The 19,222-nt window shown below is 55.3% G+C and carries 16 protein-coding genes and 1 riboswitch; of the genes, 2 read left to right on the top strand and 14 right to left on the bottom strand.

All coding sequences use genetic code 11. The features are described 5' to 3' along the window. Positions 1-28: 28 nt before the first annotated feature. A complete protein-coding gene (locus GGE09_RS15980) occupies positions 29-955 on the bottom strand; it encodes a dihydroneopterin aldolase (protein WP_309747164.1) in 927 nt (308 codons plus the stop codon). Positions 956-1,101: 146 nt separating this feature from the next. Between GGE09_RS15980 and GGE09_RS15975 the strand changes: the two genes are divergently transcribed. Continuing rightward, positions 1,102-1,707: a CAP domain-containing protein gene (locus GGE09_RS15975; RefSeq protein WP_309747163.1), complete on the top strand. Its 606-nt coding sequence runs from the start codon at positions 1,102-1,104 to the stop codon at positions 1,705-1,707. A 16-nt stretch (positions 1,708-1,723) separates the two neighbouring features. On the opposite strand, the gene GGE09_RS15970 is transcribed toward GGE09_RS15975, so the two are convergent. The 12 genes from GGE09_RS15970 to metZ form a co-directional block, all read right to left on the bottom strand. After that, the gene (locus GGE09_RS15970) at positions 1,724-2,422 is read right to left on the bottom strand and encodes a cell wall hydrolase (protein ID WP_309747162.1); all 699 of its coding nucleotides are present in this window, start codon (positions 2,420-2,422) and stop codon (positions 1,724-1,726) included. Positions 2,423-2,584: 162 nt separating this feature from the next. After that, a complete protein-coding gene (ppdK, locus tag GGE09_RS15965) occupies positions 2,585-5,146 on the bottom strand; it encodes a pyruvate, phosphate dikinase (RefSeq protein WP_309747161.1) in 2,562 nt (853 codons plus the stop codon). Between the two features lie 217 nt (positions 5,147-5,363). Next, positions 5,364-7,517 (bottom strand): glycine--tRNA ligase subunit beta, encoded by a 2,154-nt coding sequence (glyS, locus tag GGE09_RS15960; protein ID WP_309747160.1) that lies wholly within the window; start codon positions 7,515-7,517, stop codon positions 5,364-5,366. A 1-nt stretch (position 7,518) separates the two neighbouring features. Beyond that, positions 7,519-8,418 (bottom strand): DUF6446 family protein, encoded by a 900-nt coding sequence (locus GGE09_RS15955; RefSeq protein WP_309747159.1) that lies wholly within the window; start codon positions 8,416-8,418, stop codon positions 7,519-7,521. Continuing rightward, positions 8,415-9,347: a glycine--tRNA ligase subunit alpha gene (locus tag GGE09_RS15950; protein WP_309747158.1), complete on the bottom strand. Its 933-nt coding sequence runs from the start codon at positions 9,345-9,347 to the stop codon at positions 8,415-8,417. The genes GGE09_RS15955 and GGE09_RS15950 overlap by 4 nt, the downstream gene beginning before the upstream one ends. A 274-nt stretch (positions 9,348-9,621) precedes the next feature. Next, a complete protein-coding gene (locus tag GGE09_RS15945) occupies positions 9,622-10,059 on the bottom strand; it encodes a hypothetical protein (protein ID WP_309747157.1) in 438 nt (145 codons plus the stop codon). Positions 10,060-10,378: 319 nt separating this feature from the next. Beyond that, positions 10,379-10,933, bottom strand: a complete 555-nt coding sequence (comE, locus tag GGE09_RS15940) for a sulfopyruvate decarboxylase subunit beta (protein WP_309747156.1) — start codon at positions 10,931-10,933, stop codon at positions 10,379-10,381. Then, a complete protein-coding gene (comD, locus tag GGE09_RS15935) occupies positions 10,930-11,436 on the bottom strand; it encodes a sulfopyruvate decarboxylase subunit alpha (protein ID WP_309747155.1) in 507 nt (168 codons plus the stop codon). Before comD ends, comE begins: the two co-directional genes overlap by 4 nt. Positions 11,437-11,597: 161 nt before the next feature. Then, the gene (locus GGE09_RS15930) at positions 11,598-13,181 is read right to left on the bottom strand and encodes a 5-guanidino-2-oxopentanoate decarboxylase (protein WP_309747154.1); all 1,584 of its coding nucleotides are present in this window, start codon (positions 13,179-13,181) and stop codon (positions 11,598-11,600) included. Then, positions 13,182-14,630 (bottom strand): TrkH family potassium uptake protein, encoded by a 1,449-nt coding sequence (locus tag GGE09_RS15925; RefSeq protein WP_309747153.1) that lies wholly within the window; start codon positions 14,628-14,630, stop codon positions 13,182-13,184. A 185-nt stretch (positions 14,631-14,815) separates the two neighbouring features. After that, positions 14,816-15,946, bottom strand: a complete 1,131-nt coding sequence (gene folE2 / locus GGE09_RS15920) for a GTP cyclohydrolase FolE2 (RefSeq protein ID WP_405048564.1) — start codon at positions 15,944-15,946, stop codon at positions 14,816-14,818. Positions 15,947-16,032: 86 nt separating this feature from the next. Continuing rightward, positions 16,033-17,211 carry an O-succinylhomoserine sulfhydrylase gene (metZ, locus tag GGE09_RS15915; RefSeq protein WP_405048566.1) on the bottom strand — a complete coding sequence of 393 codons (1,179 nt, stop codon included), beginning with the start codon at positions 17,209-17,211 and terminating at the stop codon, positions 16,033-16,035. 74 nt (positions 17,212-17,285) lie between these two features. Continuing rightward, positions 17,286-17,362, bottom strand: a riboswitch (SAM riboswitch). A gap of 92 nt (positions 17,363-17,454) precedes the next feature. Here metZ and GGE09_RS15910 point away from each other — a divergent pair. Continuing rightward, positions 17,455-18,150 (top strand): glutathione S-transferase N-terminal domain-containing protein, encoded by a 696-nt coding sequence (locus GGE09_RS15910; protein WP_309747151.1) that lies wholly within the window; start codon positions 17,455-17,457, stop codon positions 18,148-18,150. On the opposite strand, the gene GGE09_RS15905 is transcribed toward GGE09_RS15910, so the two are convergent. Continuing rightward, positions 18,140-19,183 carry a Hint domain-containing protein gene (locus GGE09_RS15905; protein ID WP_309747150.1) on the bottom strand — a complete coding sequence of 348 codons (1,044 nt, stop codon included), beginning with the start codon at positions 19,181-19,183 and terminating at the stop codon, positions 18,140-18,142. The two genes, GGE09_RS15910 and GGE09_RS15905, sit on opposite strands and share 11 nt — an antisense overlap. Positions 19,184-19,222: the final 39 nt, after the last annotated feature.

Here is a 19,222-nt window from a genome sequence, read left to right as displayed (position 1 = left end):
GGGGAGCCTTATTCCGATCCGAAACCGACTAAAGCGCGTTCGGCGTTTGCACCACGACACAAGTCGCATCGACCATTCCCCCGTCGAACCCACCTGCAACCGTCAGATGATCCGCGCCGAATTCCTGCGCAATCCACTGCGCCAACGCTAGGGGATCGCGGCTATCTGCAATCGGCGCATTCACGGCATCCAATACCATCTTTGACGGCGCCCAAACCGACAACTGCCCGTTTTTCATCGCCCAATCCAACTCGGTCCGGCTGCCAACCACCACGCAACGCTTGTCCACTCCCGACAAGACCCAAGCGTTTTGCTCAATGGATAATAGCCCCAAGCGGCGATCCACCTTGGCATTGCCCGTGTCAGCCACCGCGCGCGCAACCTCTTGCAAACAAATCAGCGCAGGCTGGTCATGCCCTGCAATCGCGTCCAGCCAATCAGGCAATTCTGACGACGCCAGCACAGGGTTCGGGATAAACACCACCAAAGGCCGCGCCACCAGCGCATCTACATTGGCACCAGCATCAGACCGACTGCGCACAATTTCAATGCCCAGCGTGCCTGGTATCCGATCCAGCTTTTCAATCCGCACAAACACCCGAACCGCCTTGGCATGACCTAAAATCCGCTCGGCAATCCGTTCAGCCAAAGTTTCCAACAGGTTCAACCGCTCTGCTGCCAACTCGAACTGGATCGCCTCGATGATGGTGTCATAGGACAGCACCTGATCCACATCATCAGTATCCGCAGCCCCGTGGCGCGCCACTTCCAACACCACATTGAACCGGATGCGCTGTTCCACATCCCGTTCCGCCTGAAACGCACCGATTTCCACAGATGTCGTGTAATCGCGCACCGAAATACGATCCAGCGGCGCAGCGCCTGCCCCGGTTTCCGCCGTCGCAATGGCCCGCGCTTCTGGCGCTTCAAATGCCAATGATGTCTCGTCCGTCATGCCACACCCTCGCCTGTGATACCAAGGCATCTACCCCCCAGAACAGCACAAGACAACCTGTAGCGGCGCTAAACAGGTTAACCACATGATAATCCTTTGCGCTTTACCGCGCCGCAGGCCATCATAACAGGATGAAAGCCCTGTTGATGTTCCTCGCCCTCGCAGCCTCCCCCATGCAGGCGCAAACCTGTACGCCGCCTGTTTTCGCCCCGCGTTTCTTGCAACCCATCCCGGAAACACCGGATCAATCCCTGTTCACAGAGGCACTCTTAATCGCCGTCAACTTTGAACGCTGCATCGCAAGCAAACAACCGCTGCACACACAGGCCCCTTTGCTCAAAGCCGCGCAAATCCACAGCCGCAACATGGCGAAAACCAATACATTTAACCATATTTCAAAAGCAGGAAACGCCAGAACCGTGAAAGACCGTGCCAAACTGGCCAATCTGCACTGGCGCTGGATCGCCGAGAACATCGCCCTGATCCCACGCTATCGCTTTGGTCACCAGACCCCGTTCCATGTGATTGACCGCGCAGCCTGCCGCTTTGTCACACCAAACACCAGCACGGAAATCCCCGCCCACAGCTACGCGAGCCTTGCGCGGACAGTCACATCGAAATGGATGGCTTCAGCCGCGCACCGCGACAACATCCTGTCGCGCTACGCAGATCGCATGGGCGCTGCTGCAAAATTCGATCCTTCAGGCGCGCCTTGCGGGCAATTCTATATCACGCAGGTGTTTGCCGATTGACTTAGCTTGGACGATATTAGCTTGGGCGGTAAAAGAAATGCGCACCCACCTGCGCCGTGCGCAAGAATTTACGAGACCAGCGCGGCTTGACCGCCTTGGTATGATAAAACAGCGCGCCGTTGGTGACTTTGCTTAGACGACCTTCCAGCATAAGCTGGGCCATCTTGGCCACCCGAGTATAGGCTTTGGGCTCACGGAACACTTCCGCATGACCATCACATTTATAGGAAAACTGGCAGCCCGGTTTGCCACCAACACCCTGGCTGATCACACCGCAAACTGAATTGGGGAACCGCTTGGACTGTTTGCGATTCACAATCACCTCAGCCACCGCCGCAATGCCTTTGAAGCTCTCGCCGCGCGCCTCGAAATACAGCGCCTCTGTCAGACAGGCCCACTCTGGCCCGCCAGCCGCTTTCGGCATCTCACGCAACTGTGAGAAACTTGTAACTTGTGCGGTTTTAACCTTGGCTTTTTTCTCTTTCGGACGGGACAGACTGGCGATACGGATGATGGAATTGCCCCCAACACCCGCGATTTTCTTTGCCCGATTCGTTCCCAGTGCAACCAACTGACGGCGCTCTTGGGCTAAAATATCGTTAACAGATTTCAATTCCACTTCGGCCGAGGCAATTTGCGCAGAAGCGCATAAAGCAAAGGCTAAAACAGCACAAATTGGCCGGATGCCAACTTTCATCCCAGACAGCATTTTCATATCACATACACAAACCACACTCGTCCGGAGGCAGATTCCAAACAGCGCGGTCCCTCATTTCCAACGTAAAACTTTAGCTGTCGTATAGTCGAAAATTCAGGTTTTGCACAGTTTTTCTGCAAAACGCCGTTCTACAGCCATCTTCCGCCGCCATTGAGGGCATTAACCATCTTCACGTATCGCCGTCTGCGCCGCTGCCAAACGGGCCACGGGGGCCCGATACGGCGAGCAGGAAACATAGTCCAAACCCAGCTTGTGACAGAAGGCAACAGAGGCCGGATCGCCCCCATGTTCCCCACATAAACCAAGCCCGATATCGCCCCGCGCCGCCTTGGCCCGCGTCACCGCAATGGTTAACAACTCGCCGACTCCGTCCAGATCAATGGAATGGAACGGGTCTTCGACAAAGACACCACGGTTCACATAGGTCCGCATGAATCGCCCTGCATCATCCCGGCTCAGACCATAGGTCATCTGCGTCAGATCGTTTGTACCAAAGCTCAGAAACTCGGAATATTGCGCGATCTGCCCGGCCTTCAACGCTGCACGGGGTGTTTCCACCATGACACCCACCGAATATTCCAGCCGCTGCCCTGTTGCCATCTGCACCTCTGCTGCAACAACATCAACGCGCCCTTTGACGATTTCCACTTCCTTATTGGCGGATACCAAAGGAACCATAATCTCGGGTTTAATCTGGGTGCCAAATTTCTTTTGCACCTGAGCGGCAGCTTCAAAAATAGCCCGCGCCTGCATGTCATAAATGCCCGGAACCGTCAGACCCAGCCGCACCCCCCGCATGCCCAGCATGGGATTATATTCCTTCAAATCCTCGGCCCGCCCCATCACTTTGGCCAAAGGCAGGTCCATTGCCTCTGCCAAACTGCGGATTTCTTGCGAACTTTGGGGCAAAAATTCATGCAACGGCGGGTCGAGCAGACGGATACACACCGGCAGCCCCACCATGGTTTCGAACAACTCGACAAAATCAGCCCGCTGCATGGGCAACAACCGATCCAGCGCCGCCTGCCGATCCCGATCCTGATCCGCGAAAATCATCTCGCGCATAGCTGTCAGACGGCCGGGTTCAAAGAACATATGCTCGGTTCGGCACAGCCCGATCCCGTCCACCCGAAAGGTCTGCGCCAGCCGTGCATCGCTTGGCGTATCGGCGTTTGCGCGAACACCCAGCTTACGAAATTCATCCGTCCAGTCCAGTAACGTATTGAAAGCACCGCTTAAATCCGGCTCAATCAAATCGGGCGCCCCCGCGATCACTTCACCGCTGGCCCCATCCAGCGTGATGACATCGCCTTCACAGAACTTGCGCCCGTCCGGCAATTCGAACCGTTTACGCCGCAAATCAATGTCGATTTCACTGGCCCCGACAATACACGGCAGCCCCAGCCCCCGCGCGATCACCGCAGCGTGGCTGGTGATCCCGCCCCGCTCGGTCAGGATGCCCTGCGCCGAATGCATGCCGCGAATATCCTCGGGCGAGGTTTCAGACCGCACCAGAATACAATTTTCGCCCTGCGCCGCGCTGGCCTGCGCGGCTTCGGCACTGAAAACGATCTTGCCAGAGTTCGCCCCCGGACTGGCCGCAATCCCTTGGGTCAAAACCTGATATTTCGCCTTTGGATCAATCTGGCGGTGCAGCATTTCGGTCAAAGACCCCGGCGTCACAGACAACAACGCCTGCTCTTTACTGTGCAACCCGTCCTTGACCAATTGCACCGCGATTTCCACCTCAGCCCGCCCCGAACGATCCGCAGGCCGCGCATCAAGCACCCAAACCGCCCCGTCCTGCACCGAAAACTGGATCTGGATTTCATCCCGCAAAATGCCACGCGCCTTAGAGGTCAACTCTTTTAACTGCGCAAACACCTCTGGCACCACGTCTTCGACTGACGGTCCCCGCGCATCGCGCCCCAAAAACAGCTCTCCACCGCGCCCTGTGATCGAATCATTCCCCTGACTCTCGCTAATATAGCGCCCGTGCGTGCCTTCAGACCCAACCGCAAGCGAGGTAAACTGCGCGCTACCCACGCCGCATTCTCCCGCGCCGGTGCCCGCAACCATATCCTGCACAATCAGCCCCAGCCCCGCATCCATCGGAGCGCCCCGCGCCTGACGTAAAATCCGCGCGGTTGTGCCTTCCCACATGCGTGCCACCGCCCGCAACACCTGTCGCATCTGCTCCATCGGGTCTTGGGGGAACGGCTCGTCCAGCTCGTCCTCGTAAAACTCCAGCAAGGCGGTGATCAGGCGGCCGTAATCCCGCCCCCGATTGGTGAACTCTGCCTCGACCAGTTCTTCCAAGTCGTCTTCGTCCAGCCGCGCCACTTTTTGCGCATAACTGCGGATAAACCGGCTATAAATGTCATTTGCCCGCTCAAGCCCCATGTCCCGCGCCATGACATCGCGGGTTTTATCGCACATGCCGATGTTCAGCATTGCCCTAGGGCCGCCCCAGTTTCGTTCTTCGGGACTGCGCCGCACGGAATACAAAACACCCGGTTTCAGCACATCTTTGAACACGCTCAGATCAGGAATATTGCCCACAGCCAGCCGATGCACCGCCGCTTTTGAAACGGCAAAACCGCGCGGCACGGGCACGCCTTCGGCCATGAGTTTACCCAATACTTCGGCCCGAATACCGTAATGTTCTGCCGGCAATTTGGCAGAACCTGTGATTTCGGCAATATCCGCGAAATCTGCCATGCGACGAAGGCTCCTGAACAAGTTCCCCAAACATTATGCCGCCGCTTGCAATGTGGCAAGGGCGTGCATTTCTGGATATCCGTTTAAGTTCAATGATTTAATATTTAGTTTCTGCGCCGCAGCACAAAATGGAATGATTCCAATACAAAACGGCCCCGAACATAATCCGGGGCCGTCTTAATCATCTTGGTCGCATCACCGATAAAACCGGTTGGCCTTAGCCCTCAACTTTGGAGAAATCCGCGACTTGCCCCATGACCGTGCGGATACGGCTGAGCAAATTCAAGCGGTTACGGCGCACAACCTCGCTGTCGGCATTTACCTGAACGGCGTCAAAGAACCCGTCAATCGGCCCGCGCAACCCCGCCATAGCCGTCATTGCCGCGCCAAAATCTTCGGCCTGCATTGCGGGCGAGATCGCGCCTTCGGCAGTGTCGAGCGCGGCAAACAAGGCCCGCTCTGCATCGCTATCGGCAAATTTCACATCCGCGCCGTAGGAATATTCCACCCCGTCCTTGGCTTCGGCCTGCGACAGAATATTATTCGCCCGCTTGTAACCTTGCAGCAAATTGGTGCCATCGTCGGATTTCACAAACCCTTGCAAGGCTTCGGCACGTTTCACCAACAGCGTGAAGTCGTCATTGTTCGGCATCGCAAGGCAAGCGTCGATCACATCATGAGAGATGCCTTTGTCACGGAGGTAGACCTTTAGGCGGTCGTGGAAGAAGGAGATGAGGTCATCTCTTTTTTCACGGCTTTGAAATTCAGTATTAGCCAAATTCACTTTAGCTACAATTACAGCAAGGGCAAAACCATCGAGGTTATTGTCACTTTCAAATATTTCTCGAGACCGAAGGAATATCTCGGTCAAGTTAGAAACGGGTAAACTCAGCCCGTTCTCCAAAACCAACCGAATAACACCCAGCGCAGCCCGCCGCAGTGCAAACGGGTCTTTGCTGCCTGTGGGCTTCTCGTCAATCGCCCAGAACCCTGTCAGCGTGTCGATCTTGTCGGCCAGCGCCACAGCAACAGACACAGGCGCGTTTGGCACGTCATCGGATGGCCCCAGCGGCGAATAATGTTCCTGCGCCGCCGCTGCCACATCCACGGATTTGCCCGCAGCCTGCGCATAATAGCGGCCCATCAGGCCTTGCAACTCAGGGAATTCGTAAACCATTTCAGACGACAGATCCGCCTTGGCAAAGCGTGCAGCCTCTTCGGCTGCATCGGCGTTGGCGCCCACAACGGGGGCGATTTCGCGGGCCAAAGCGGCGATCCGGTCAATCCGTTCCGCCTGTGATCCCAGCTTGTTGTGGAAAGTCACATTTTGCAGTTTTTCAACCCAAGCAGCCCCACCCGCTTTGGCAATCCGCAGGTCGTTTTCCCAAAAGAACTTGGCGTCTGACAGTCGCGCAAACAGCACCTTTTGGTTCCCCGCCAGAATGGTCACGCCATTGTCCACGGTTTCACGGTTGGCCACGGTGATGAATTTTTCGATCCGGTCGGTTTTCGGATTGCGCACGCTGAAAAACTTTTGGTGTTCCTTCATCGAGGTTTGTAAAACCTCTGGCGGCAGGCCAAGGAAGTCTTCGGCAATGTCGCCCATCAGGACAACAGGCCATTCGACCAGCCCTGCGACCTCTGCCAAAAGGCCTTTGTCTTCAACAACTTCCAAGCCTTGCGCGAAAGCCGCATTGGTTGCGTCATTCCAAATCGTATCCGCCCGCGCCGCACTGTCCAGCACCACATAGGCTTTGGCCAGTTTGCTGGCGTAATCTTCAAAGCTGTTCACTTTAAACGCATCCGGCGCGTGGAACCGATGGCCCCGCGTGGTGTTCCCGCTGGCGATACCGTCCACATCAAACGGCACCACTTCAGCCCCTTCGGCGTCATGCAGAATACACAGGATCGAATGCAGCGGGCGTACCCATTTCAGGGTGCCAGCCCCCCAGCGCATGGATTTTGGCCAAGGGAAGTTGCGCACCGTGGCAGGCACCAGTTCGGCGATGATTTCAGCCGCCGCCCGACCCGGTTTTTCGATCAGGGCATAAAACACCTGCCCCTTTTTTTCGTCCCGCGCCACCAGTTGGTCCCGCGTCACCCCTGCCCCGCGGCAGAAACCCTCAATCGCTTTTTCAGGCGCATCCACCCGCGGGCCTTTGCGTTCTTCCTTCAGATCGGGCGAGCGATCGGTCAGCCCTGTCACAGACAGCACCAAACGGCGCGGTGTTACAAAGGCGCCCGCGCTTTCATAGGTCAAGCCAGCCTCAACCAGACCGTCCGTCACCAGCTTTTTCAAATCCTCAGAAGCACGTTTTTGCATCCGCGCAGGGATTTCTTCGGAAAACAGTTCTAATAGCAGGTCAGCCATGTCAATTCGCCCGTTTCTGGTTCCACGCCACTGCGCGACCATCTTGATATACCGCAACAACCCGATCCACGCCGGGCCACACATCTTTTTCGCCAAGGAACGCAACCGCATCGCCGCTGGTCACATCGGTTTTCACACCCTCTGCATCAAAGCACGGCAAAGGGGTGGCAGGATTTTCTGGCGTGACCGCGTCGGTCACTTCATAAGTTTCAGTCAACATCGCCATAGACATCGGGGTGGTAAAACACGCCCAAAGGGACTGGGGGATTGCACTGTCACTGCTTGCAATCACTGCGTCTTGCAAGATGTCTTCGGGTGCGCCGCCGCCCACAGGGGTTAAGGTGATTACAACATCCACAGGGGAAATGCCCCCCGCCGCAAGGCTGCGGGTTTTCTGCACTGGCGCGGCCAGACTGGCCTCTTCTTCTTCGCAGCCTGCTGGCATATCTTCGCCATCAAATTGCGCATGGCCGCATTCGTTTAATTGGCGCCACATATAGGCGCGCCCGTCAGGGTATTGCGCGATAAAACGGGAAAACCCGAAGGGATGATTGCGATCTGCCAGCAATGCCACGGCTTTACCATCGGCAATATCCTCGGTCAGGGCAGCCGCATCAAAACAGCTAAACCAGCTAGGGGCCTGCAAAGGCGTGGCTACATCGCGGTAGGTATCAGACGGCGCGTAATCCCAATCCACGGTAAAACACGCCCGCATTTTCAACGGCGACGTTGCCGCGTCGATGCCCTGATAGCCTGTGACCGGAAACGGATCACCAAAGGCGGTGACCTCTTCCAGCCCGTTTACACGTTCGTAATAGGCATAGGTCTGACTGTACCACAGCCCTGCCCCCATGGCCAAAGCCGCAACAACTATCCCGCCAACCATCAGCTTACCGTTCACGCTGCTGCGCCCCCTGCTTCTGTCTGCACAAACGCATCCGCACAGGATTTCGCCAATGTGCGCACCCGCCCGATATAGGCTTGGCGTTCTGTGACCGAAATCACGCCGCGTGCGTCCAGCAGGTTGAACAAATGGCTGGCCTTGATGCATTGATCATAGGCGGGGTGGGCCATGATGATCCGTTTGCCAGTCTTTGGATCGTCATAAGGCGCGGCAAGAATACGCTGGCACTCGGCCTCGGCGTCTTCAAAGTGTTTCAGCAGCGTATCAGTGTCGGCAATGTCGAAATTCCAACGGCTGTATTCCTGTTCGGTTTGTTTGAACACATGGCCATAGGTTAGCGGAATCAGCGCATCGGGGTCATTGAACGGCATGTCCATCACATGATCCACACCCAGAATATACATTGCCAATCGTTCCAACCCGTAGGTCAGCTCACCCGACACAGGTTTACAGTCATGCCCGCCGACCTGCTGGAAGTAAGTGAACTGGGACACTTCCATCCCGTCGCACCAGACTTCCCAGCCCAAACCCCAAGCGCCGAGCGTGGGGGATTCCCAATCGTCCTCAACGAATCGAATGTCGTGCAGATCCATATCCACACCAATCGCCTGCAAAGACCCCAGATACAGCTCTTGCAAATCCGGCGGGCTTGGCTTGATCAGTACCTGATACTGGTAATAATGCTGCAACCGGTTCGGGTTTTCGCCGTAGCGCCCATCGGTTGGACGGCGCGAGGGCTGCACATAGGCCGCAGCCCATGAATTTCCCCCAAGCGAGCGTAACGTGGTCGCCGGATGGAACGTGCCCGCCCCGACTTCCATGTCATAGGGCTGCATGATGGCGCAGCCTTTGGCCGCCCAATATCCTTGCAACCGCAAAATAATCTCTTGAAAAGACCTAGGTTTGCTTTTTTCGACCACAGACATAACCTCATCCCACAGGGCTGTTCATTCCTGCGCCTTCCTTATGGAAACAGCGCAATGGGGTCAATTACATCTGGAAAAATGGCGGTGATATACCTCACCCAAAAAGTTCCGCGCGCGGAACAGTCAGGGCCAAATGGCCCGTGCAGGCAGGCTTTCACCAGCCCAAAACAGCTTGATTGGTTGTTTTAACGAAATAAGCCCCGCAACACTCTGGTTGCAGGGCTTACTTTTCTATCTGATCAACGGATCGTTGAAACAGGGGGTGTCATTGGTCTTATTTGACTTTGACAACCAGCATGGTGACATAACCATCAACCAAGAAAGGACCATCTTTTGATGTGTCTGTCATGTTTTCAAATTCATTTGGAACATCGCCAGTCGCATCAGTGTGCAGCATCAGAACAACGCGTTCACCAGATTCGAGATCTTTGGTCGGGGTCACCAAGACGTTCTCGTTCACGCCACCGTTGATGTGTGTATGACCGATTTTCTGATCCACAGTCGCAAAGCCGTTGCCGTCGTTTTTCACTGTATACAGCACCAACCAACCGTCTTCCTCTGCAACAACGCGATCAGCCAGAACGGCGTTTTCGGAAAGGGCTTGGTCTTTGGCCGTGATGGACACGCTGTCAACTTCTGCGTAAGCGGCGGATGCACCACCGATCAATGCAGCTGCAGTAAAACCAGTCAAAATTTTCTTAGCCGTAAACATATTACGTCTCCTTCGTTGAATTCTTTAAAGGCGTTACAATGTTGAAAAACACATCAGGAACAATTACTTACCTGCCTGCTTTCAAGTTTCGACGCTGCAACACCCTGTCGATGTAAATACAACAAAACAACACGCGCTTTAGTTCCCACCCGATTTAACTTTTGGCCCCACTAAATCGCAACCTACTGATTTAAATTGAAAAAATTTTTAATAAAATTATCAAAAAGGGGCTCCGCACGATGCGAAACCCCTATTTACTTTCGTATTCCCGGATATTCGAGCGTCAAAATCCCAAGACGTCGACAACAAGCCCCCCTGCTTAAGAGGCAACCGCCTTCATAAACCGGTCGCGGATCACCACCGGATCCATAGTGATCACCGGCTCTTTGCGATTGCCGCTTTCACATTTGGATACAATGATCGTCATCTTATCCCCGTCCAGCGCCTTGCGCACCTCAGCGGCTGTATCTTCGGCGCGACATTCCACAACCGTTTCACAGCCGCACGCCGTGGCCACCGCCGCGAGCGAGGTTTTCTTTCCCGCATAGGTCGGCTGATCGCCAGTAGACCCATAAGACCCGTTATCAATAATCAGCAGGATAAAGTTATCCGCCACATTATTCGCAATGGTTGGCAGCGTTCCGAAATTGGTCAGAACCGACCCGTCCCCGTCAATGGCGATCACCTTTTTGGGTTGCGACAATGCCAAGCCCAAACCGATGCTCGACGCCAACCCCATCGTCCCCAGCATATAGAAATTGGACGGCTGATCATCCAGTGCGTGCAATTCCTGACTGGGAATGCCGATGTTACAGACCACCAACTCGTCGGAAATCATTGGAACCAGTGTTTTAAGAACTTCAGAACGTATCATTGGTCGCCATAGCCTCCCCAGAAAGATGCATCGGTCAGAATGGCGACCGGTTTGTTGCACATGAATGTGTATTGCAGGATGTTGTCGAACTCTTCCACGTCAGACTGTTTGTGAAAGTGATAGGTCGGAATGTTCAACTGGGCCAATAGCGCCTTGGTGTGAACTGCCATTTCCACCTGACAGGCCACAGGTTCGCGCAGTTCACCGCGGTAGGAAATCAACATGGGCAGCGGCATCCGGTAGTATTGGATCAGCGTGGCCAGCGTGTTGATCGTCACCCCGATGGCGGTGTTCTGCATGATGATCGCAGACCGCTTGCCCCCCATATAGGCCCCCGCGCACAGGCCCATGCCCTCGTCTTCTTTATTGGACGGGATATGGAAAATATCCGCGCTTTCCTCAACCGCGTCGATCACACCGGCCAGTTGTTTGCAGGGCACGGTGGTGACAAACTCGATCCTGTTTTTCACCATATCGGCTACGATTTTGTCATTTACATCCATTGTCCATGTCCATTGTCCAAATCCATTGTTAAGGGTCCACTCATCAGGAGGGTTGCGTAAAGGCTGTTGCCTCTTCCTTTCGCAAATCCGAACCAACCGCAATCCCGAACCCGCAAAAACGGGCGAAACCAAACGGTGGCTTCGGGAAAAGCGAAACGATGTTACCCCAGAATATCTGGCGTCACATAGATCAGCGTCGGTCCATCCGCTTGCAACGCCGCTGTCACGGCCTGTTGCAAAGCCTGCAAGGAATCTGGATGGGCTGACAACGCCCCCCAAGCCTCGGCCAGTTTGCAAAAATCGGGGTTCTGCGCAATCACCGCATTCGGGGCGATCTGCGCATTGACCATACAATCCTCGATCTCTTTCAACTTGCCATTGTCCCACAAGATGATCGGCAGGCTTAGCCCCAGTTCAACAGCAACGCCCAGTTCCTGCACCGTATACTGAAACCCGTAGTCCCCCGCGATGGCGATCACAGGTGCATCCCCCAAACCGATCTTGCCACCAATCGCCGCAGGCATCGCATAGCCAAGCGTGCCAAAACCATAAGGATGATGCCACAGGTTCGGCGCTGGCATATCCCAGACATCTTTTGCGGTATAGGCAAATTGGGTCATATCCGAATAGATCGTTGTCTCGGCAGGCAAAGCCGCCTGCAAGGCATCCACAATCGGCACAATGCCAGGGCGGTCACTGTCCGTCTGCGCCCGCCAGACCTTGCGGGTTTGTGCAACCGCTTCAGCCTCCCACCCTGATTTTGCGTCAAACGCATGGTCTGCCAAGGCCTGCAACACGGCCGAGACATCCCCAAGTATCGCCAGATCGCACCGCTGGTCGTCGGCCAACTCCTGCGGGTCCAAATCCACCCGAACCATCGGACAGGTATAGCCCAACTTCTCCCGCCAGATATCCACCTCGGCCAGTTCGGACCCGAACACAACCACCAGATCGGCTTGCGCAAATACGTCAACCGCACTGCCTTTGGACAAACTGCTGCCAAACAACAAAGGATAGTCAGGCCGCACCACCCCGCGCCCCGCATAAGACGTAAACGCCGCCGCCTGACAGCGCTCTAGAAGCTGGTTGGCGTAACCACTGGCCGCCCCCTTGGAACAGCCGCCGCCAAATACAAACAACGGCTTATGCGCCGCCGCAATCCGCGCAGCCAATTCCGCCACCTGCCCCGCATCCACAGAGGGCACATACCGCACGTCAATCAAACCATCCGCCGCGTCAGCCGGCGCACCCGCCAGCGCAATTGGCACCTGAATATGTTTAGGCCGCGCCCGCTGGGTTTTGAATTCCACCAAAGCCCGATCAATCAACTGATAAGCCGCATGGGCCGTGCCCGCCTCTACCGACCAGTCGCAAACGGTCTCTGCCGCGGCCCGCTGGTCCTGCATCTGGTGCAACTGGCCTTTCAAGGCAGACACCTCATCCAGACAACTGGAAATCACCAGCATCGGCACCGAATCCGAATAGGCCTGTCCCATTGGCGTCATGATATTGCACAGCCCCGGCCCCGTAATCACATAAGCGACCCCGGGCCTGCCCGTCGCCCGCGCATAGCCATCGGCCATGAAACCCGCCCCCTGTTCATGACGCGCCAGAACATGGGTGATGCCCGCTTCTTCAATCCCGCGGTACATTTCCACATTATGCACCCCCGGAATCCCAAAGATCGTATCCACCCCCCGATCTTTCAACATATGAGAGATCTGCGCGCCCAAAGGTCGTTTCATTTAGTTTCTCCAGAAATTCGCCGTAAACAGAACAAAGACCGACATCAATTCCAGCCGCCCCACCAACATACCAAGGGCCAGCAACCACTTGGCAATGTCATTCAACTCGCTGAAATTCCCGGACGGCCCGATCTTGTCGCCCAAACCCGGCCCCACATTCGCCAGCGCCGTCGCCGCCCCCGAAATCGCCGTCACCGTATCCAGCCCCGTCATCCCAAGCGCCACCGACAACACCGCCAGCGAGGATAGAAACAGCATGAAAAACGCCATGACCGAGGAAATAACCCCATCGGGCACAGAGCGTCTGTTGTATTTCAGAACAAAAACACCGCTTGGATTGTGCAACCGCTTGATTTGCAGAACAATCGACTTTGCCAGCAACTCGTAGCGGAATACCTTGATGGAACAACAGGTTGACCCCGCACAACCACCCACCAAGCCCATCATGAAAAACAGCATCATCGGGAAATCGCCCCAAGCCTGATAATCCACACTGGCAAACCCCGTCCCCGAAATAATCGAGGCAACATTGAACATGCCTTCGCGAATAGACCGCTCCAGATCGTCATGATTGTGGATCAATTGATAAAACGACAGAACCACAACAAGGATCGCAAACAAGATCAAAAAGGCACGGATCTGGGTGTCGCGGTACAGCGGTTCGGCGGATCCGGCGATCAACTGAACATACCGCACAAACGGCAGGCTCGCCAACATCATGAATACCGTGGCCACATATTCCGCAGGCCCCTGAAACGCGCCAAATGATGCGTCCCCCGTTGAAAACCCGCCTGTGGACAGCGTGGTCAGCGCATGCACAGTTGCATCAAAACCAGACATGCCGACAGCCAGATAACAGGCAAAACACACAACCGTCAGCACCACATAGATCACACCGATCTGCTTGGCAATTTCCGCCGCTTTCGGCAGGATTTTCCCCATGGTTTCAAAACCTTCGGATCGGAAAATCTGCATCCCCCCGACCCGCAGCATGGGCAGGAAAACCATCGCCACAACAATAATCCCGATGCCGCCGAACCACTGCATCATGCCGCGCCACAACAAGATCCCGCGCGGTAATTCCCCAAGACCGGTAAACACTGTTGACCCCGTGGTGGTCATCGCGGACATGGCCTCAAAGAACCCGTCCACAACCCGCGCATCCGTGGCCCCGAACCAAAACGGCAAGGCGCCAAAAATAGGCAGAACCACCCAAACACTGGTGGTTAACAAAAACGTCTGTTGAATTGACAACCCGCCGGTTGAACGATTGGCACAAGCCAGCGCAATTGACCCACCAAACAAGGCCGTCAGCAAGCCGGACAGCGCAAAAACCCACCACTCGCCATTTCCGTCGAAAATATCCATCGCCATTGGAAACACCATGGTGCAACCAAGGGCCATCGACAGCAGGCCAATTACATAAGCAGCAGGGCGAAAATCAAACATAAAGGCAGGCTTGGCGCTCTGCGATGAAACTGTCAAGCAGACAACGCATGATCACGGCCTGAACCGCGCCAAGCCATCCATTTTCCACAAATATCCGCAAGGGGGTGAGGCAAGGCCGAGGGGGTGAGGCATGGCCCCCTACCCGCCGTCAATTCCGCATCAACGTCAAATCTGAAAATCTCGGGTCAACCGCGGTGGATCAATGTTTCGAACATCCGCGGATCAAGGGTCGAGGTTTCAAACATCGGTCCACGACACAACACCGAAATAGCGTCATGACTGTGCAGACTTTCCTGATGGCTGGCCACCACACGGAAATCGCCGATTCTGGCGTCCTGCGCCAAAGACCGATAGAACAGCCGCACCGCATCTTCGACAAAAATCGGGTTCGCTGCATTCAGTTCCGCAAAAGCCTGCTCATCCTCGCGCTTCACCATAACTTGCGTTTCGGTGGGCACCGCTTTGTTGCACAGCGCCACCACATCTTCGAACCATAGAACCTCGCCCGGCAGCACTTCCATAGAAATCCGCGCGACAGAGCGTTGTGAATGGGGCGTTGCCAATTGCCCCCGCGTGCGCCGCGCATGTTCTGACAATTCAAGCGAACAGGGACAGGTGGATGAATAGACATAATCCAGATGCAAAATCCGCGTTTTGGTACCGTTGCGATAGGCCGATTCCAGCGCGATATCGTAATACTGATAGCCTTGCAATCCAGACCTAAGCGACTGTTTCTTCATCGGAAAAGACAACCGCATCTGAATACGCGCATCCAGACTGTCCAGATCGGCCACATAATCCCCAAGGGCCGCATCCATCACATCAAAGCTGAACACCCGCTCTGCATGGGTGTAAAAGGACCGCATAATGCGGCTCATATTGATGCCTTTTTTGTTTTCTTCCAAAGACACCGTGCCCGTAACCGAAGTTTCAAGCACCATTTCCCCTTTATCACGAGTCAGATAGCGCAGCGGCAGGCGGAAATTGGAAATTCCCACATGCTGGATCGCGGTTTTCGCGCCTTTAATCAGGCTTGCCGGTCCGTTTTGCAGGTCTGGCAAATCCGCGATATAGGCTTTATCGGCCACCAGATCATCAGGATAGAGCGTTGACATGACAGGGTAATCCGCCGTTGTCCCACGGGCCAGCGCCCCTGCCGCATCACTTGGCGCCAGATTCGCAAAGGCCATGGCGTCATTACCAGATGCCCAGCGTCGCAAGACCGCTAGGGCCTCACGCGCGTCTTGTTCTGTCGGGGCAGTCCCCTCTTCTTCAGAACGTATTTCGGTCTCAATAGCTGGGTCATGAACATTCATGGATCACCCCTTGGTTTAACCGCAGTTGCCTTTTATATGGGCATCAGTGCCAGATATTCCAGATTAAATCTCGGTAAAACCGACAATTACCCTGCCAAAGCCGCCAAGATATCATCCAGAAGATCATCTTTATCTTCCAAGCCAACCGATATCCGAACCAGACCATCTGTAATCCCGAGACCCGAACGCTGTGCGTCGCTCAGACGTTGATGGGTGGTGGTGGCAGGATGGGTGATGATGCTTTTGGCATCCCCCAGATTGTTGGAAATACGAACAATTTTCAGCGCATTCAGGAAAGAAAACGCCGCCGCTTTCCCCCCCGCCAGATCAAGCGAGATCATCGTGCCGCCTTGTGTCATCTGACGCCGCGCCAAATCCTGTTGGGGGTGGTCGTCCGCAAAGGGGAAAATCACCCGATTGATCGCTTTATGCCCAGTCAGCGCATCCGCCAGATAGGTAGCACTGGCGGCTTGTGCTTCACAGCGCAGGGCCAGCGTTTCCAGCCCCTTCAGCATCACCCAAGCGTTAAACGGGCTAAGCGCCGCACCTGTGTGTTTCAGATAGGTCTGCAACGGCCCGCGCACAAATTCGCGGCTGCCCAGAACGATCCCGCCCAGACAGCGCCCCTGCCCGTCAATGTGTTTCGTGGCCGAATAAACCACCACATCCGCGCCCAGTTCCATTGATTTCTGAAACACTGGCGTTGCGAATACATTGTCCACGACAACCACCGCGCCTACCTTATGGGCGATTTCGGAAACACCTGCGATATCAATCACTTCCAATGTTGGGTTCGAAATCGCTTCCAGGAAACAGACTTTGGTGTCAGGGCGCACAGCCCCGCGCCATGCGTCCAGATCCGTGCCATCCACCAAGGTGACTTCAACCCCGAACTTCGGTAGAATTTCATCCACGATAAACAAACAAGACCCAAACAATGCCCGCGCCGCAACAATGTGATCACCTGCTTGCACCAAAGCCATCAATGCGCCGTTCACCGCCGCCATGCCAGAGGCCGTGGCAAAGGCATCCTCTGCCCCCTCAATCGCGGCCATCCGTTCTTCGAACATGGCCACAGTCGGGTTGCCATACCGCGCATAGATAAATTCGTCGTCACCCGCTTCAATGAAACGCGCTTCGGCTTGTTCTGCACTTTCGTACAAAAAGCCCTGCGTCATAAAGATCGCTTCCGACAATTCGCCGTATTGCGACCGTTTCGTGCCAGCATGCACGGCTTTTGTGCTTGGTTTCCAATTGTCCATCACATCATCCTTTTTGGCGGGCTGCATAAGGGGTCAGCCCAAGAAAAAACCCCAACCGTAACAACGATCGGGGTGCGTCTTCTCTGCCCTCGACCTTTTAGCGGTAAGATTAACGTGGCCCACAATCCGGTTACAAATCGCCACGCAAGCTGCATACGCCAGCACCAAAATCCCGTCAATCCATGAATTTCCCCTTGCGATGGGGCGGCTGTCCTCTCACTCTGCCCCAAAAGCAAAGGGACTCTTATGCAAACTCCAATCGACCTATACTATTGGCCCACCCCGAACGGCTGGAAAATCTCAATCGCGCTGTTTGAATTTGACCTGCCGTTTGAAACCCATCTGATCAACATCGGCAAAGGCGATCAATTCGCAGCCGACTTCCTGAAAATCGCCCCCAACAACAGAATGCCGGCTATCGTTGACCCGGACGGGCCGGACGGCGCGCCGATTTCCATCTTTGAAAGCGGCGCGATCCTGCAATACCTCGCCCGCAAGACCGGCAAATTCTATGGCGCATCCGAACGGGAACGGATTGAGATCGACCAATGGCTGATGTGGCAAATGGGCGGTGTTGGGCCGATGGCGGGCCAATGCCATCACTTTATCAAATACGCCCCCCACATGGACCCGCCCCAAGATATCCCCTATGCCAAAGACCGCTACCGCGCCGAAACCGCGCGGCTTTATGGTGTGTTGGATCGCCAGCTTCAGGGCCGCGATTACGTCTGTGGTGATTTTTCCATCGCAGATATGGCCATTTGGCCTTGGGCCAGCCTGTGGGAGGGTCAGGAACAGACCCTAGAGGACAAGCCAAATCTTGCGGCTTGGATTGACCGCTGCGCTGCCCGCGTCGGCGTACAAAAAGGCCGTGCCCATCACGCTGAATTACGCTCTGACAATCGGGGCAAGGACGCGCAGAAGAACCTGTTCAAACGGTAGCCAGTAAAACGGTGTTGCGGTCTGAAACCAAAGGCCGCACCGCCTGCACCGCTTTCACTCCATTCGGTAACGCCCCGAAAATACTGATAAATTCATCTTGAACGGGCAAAATTCCTGCGGTTTCAGGACCGGGCAAAAAGCTTTCGCTTAACATCCCGTCAACAGAAATCACCTCATGTTGGTCAAACAAAAGGTGGAAATATTCCACGTCCTGAACGGGGTAGACCGTTGTAATAGTCGCGTCATTGCACAGTTTTTTAGCAGGCACCAAAACCGAGTCCTGCCCGAACAGCAACGCTGCCTGCCAACCTGAAATCAAAATCCGATGTTGCGGCGACACCATCGTATCGCGCACAGGGCAAAGCGGCCCAAACGCACCTGCCTTGATACCAATCGGGCACAGCTTCGGGTTTGCCCGCAGTGCAGCCTTTGGAAAGCGGGTCCGCCCGATCCAGCGCACAGGCTGCGCACCGCGATCCTGCGTCATGACCAAATCGCCTACAGCCAAGTCTTCGATCCGAACACATCCCGTTGGCGTTTCCACCAAGCTGCCAGCGACAAAACAGGGCGGGCTAGCCAGATTTGCATAGGGAACGCTTGGGCCTTCCTGATTGGATACTACCGTTAAAGGCACCCCAACTGGCGGAAAACCTGCGACGCCGCCCACAAAGGCCAGCCCCTCAACCGTTGCATAGCTTGTTATGCCCGGCTCATTCAGGTTGAACCCCACAAGGGTATAACTGTTGCCATCGGGGTCCTGAACCACCACGGAATACTCAGCCTCAACCCGAATACCGCTGGCATAGTTTACGCCATCATAATCCATCGTGTTGCTCAGCGTTTGGCTGCTACTGGAATCCTGAAAGTTTGCATCCGGATCTTCAATCGCCACGGTTTCCCAATTGTTAGAGTTCAACGTGATCGTTTTCCCCAACAAATGGCTGCCATCCCCCTGTGTTATGCCGGACAAGGATTCCCCGCCCGACACAGAGATTTGTGACGCGCCAAGCGTATATACAGTCTGCGTTGCCACGCTGCTGCTCCAATTCAATGCTAGTTACTGCTACCCACG

The sequence above is a fragment of the Roseobacter sp. N2S genome, from assembly GCF_031454055.1.
Lineage (GTDB): Bacteria > Pseudomonadota > Alphaproteobacteria > Rhodobacterales > Rhodobacteraceae > Amylibacter.
Note: the sequence above shows the minus strand (reverse complement) of the source record. Positions and strands in the feature narration are given on the sequence as shown.

Excerpts from the sequence above, each read along its gene's own strand:
- GGE09_RS15980 (WP_309747164.1), bottom strand. The coding sequence starts at position 955 with ATGACGGACGAGACATCATTGGCATTTGAAGCGCCAGAAGCGCGGGCC.
- GGE09_RS15975 (WP_309747163.1), top strand. The coding sequence starts at position 1,102 with ATGTTCCTCGCCCTCGCAGCCTCCCCCATGCAGGCGCAAACCTGTACG.
- GGE09_RS15970 (WP_309747162.1), bottom strand. The coding sequence starts at position 2,422 with ATGAAAATGCTGTCTGGGATGAAAGTTGGCATCCGGCCAATTTGTGCT.
- ppdK (WP_309747161.1), bottom strand. The coding sequence starts at position 5,146 with ATGGCAGATTTCGCGGATATTGCCGAAATCACAGGTTCTGCCAAATTG.
- glyS (WP_309747160.1), bottom strand. The coding sequence starts at position 7,517 with ATGGCTGACCTGCTATTAGAACTGTTTTCCGAAGAAATCCCTGCGCGG.
- GGE09_RS15950 (WP_309747158.1), bottom strand. The coding sequence starts at position 9,347 with ATGTCTGTGGTCGAAAAAAGCAAACCTAGGTCTTTTCAAGAGATTATT.
- GGE09_RS15945 (WP_309747157.1), bottom strand. The coding sequence starts at position 10,059 with ATGTTTACGGCTAAGAAAATTTTGACTGGTTTTACTGCAGCTGCATTG.
- comE (WP_309747156.1), bottom strand. The coding sequence starts at position 10,933 with ATGATACGTTCTGAAGTTCTTAAAACACTGGTTCCAATGATTTCCGAC.
- comD (WP_309747155.1), bottom strand. The coding sequence starts at position 11,436 with ATGGATGTAAATGACAAAATCGTAGCCGATATGGTGAAAAACAGGATC.
- GGE09_RS15930 (WP_309747154.1), bottom strand. The coding sequence starts at position 13,181 with ATGAAACGACCTTTGGGCGCGCAGATCTCTCATATGTTGAAAGATCGG.
- GGE09_RS15925 (WP_309747153.1), bottom strand. The coding sequence starts at position 14,630 with ATGTTTGATTTTCGCCCTGCTGCTTATGTAATTGGCCTGCTGTCGATG.
- folE2 (WP_405048564.1), bottom strand. The coding sequence starts at position 15,946 with ATGAATGTTCATGACCCAGCTATTGAGACCGAAATACGTTCTGAAGAA.
- GGE09_RS15910 (WP_309747151.1), top strand. The coding sequence starts at position 17,455 with ATGCAAACTCCAATCGACCTATACTATTGGCCCACCCCGAACGGCTGG.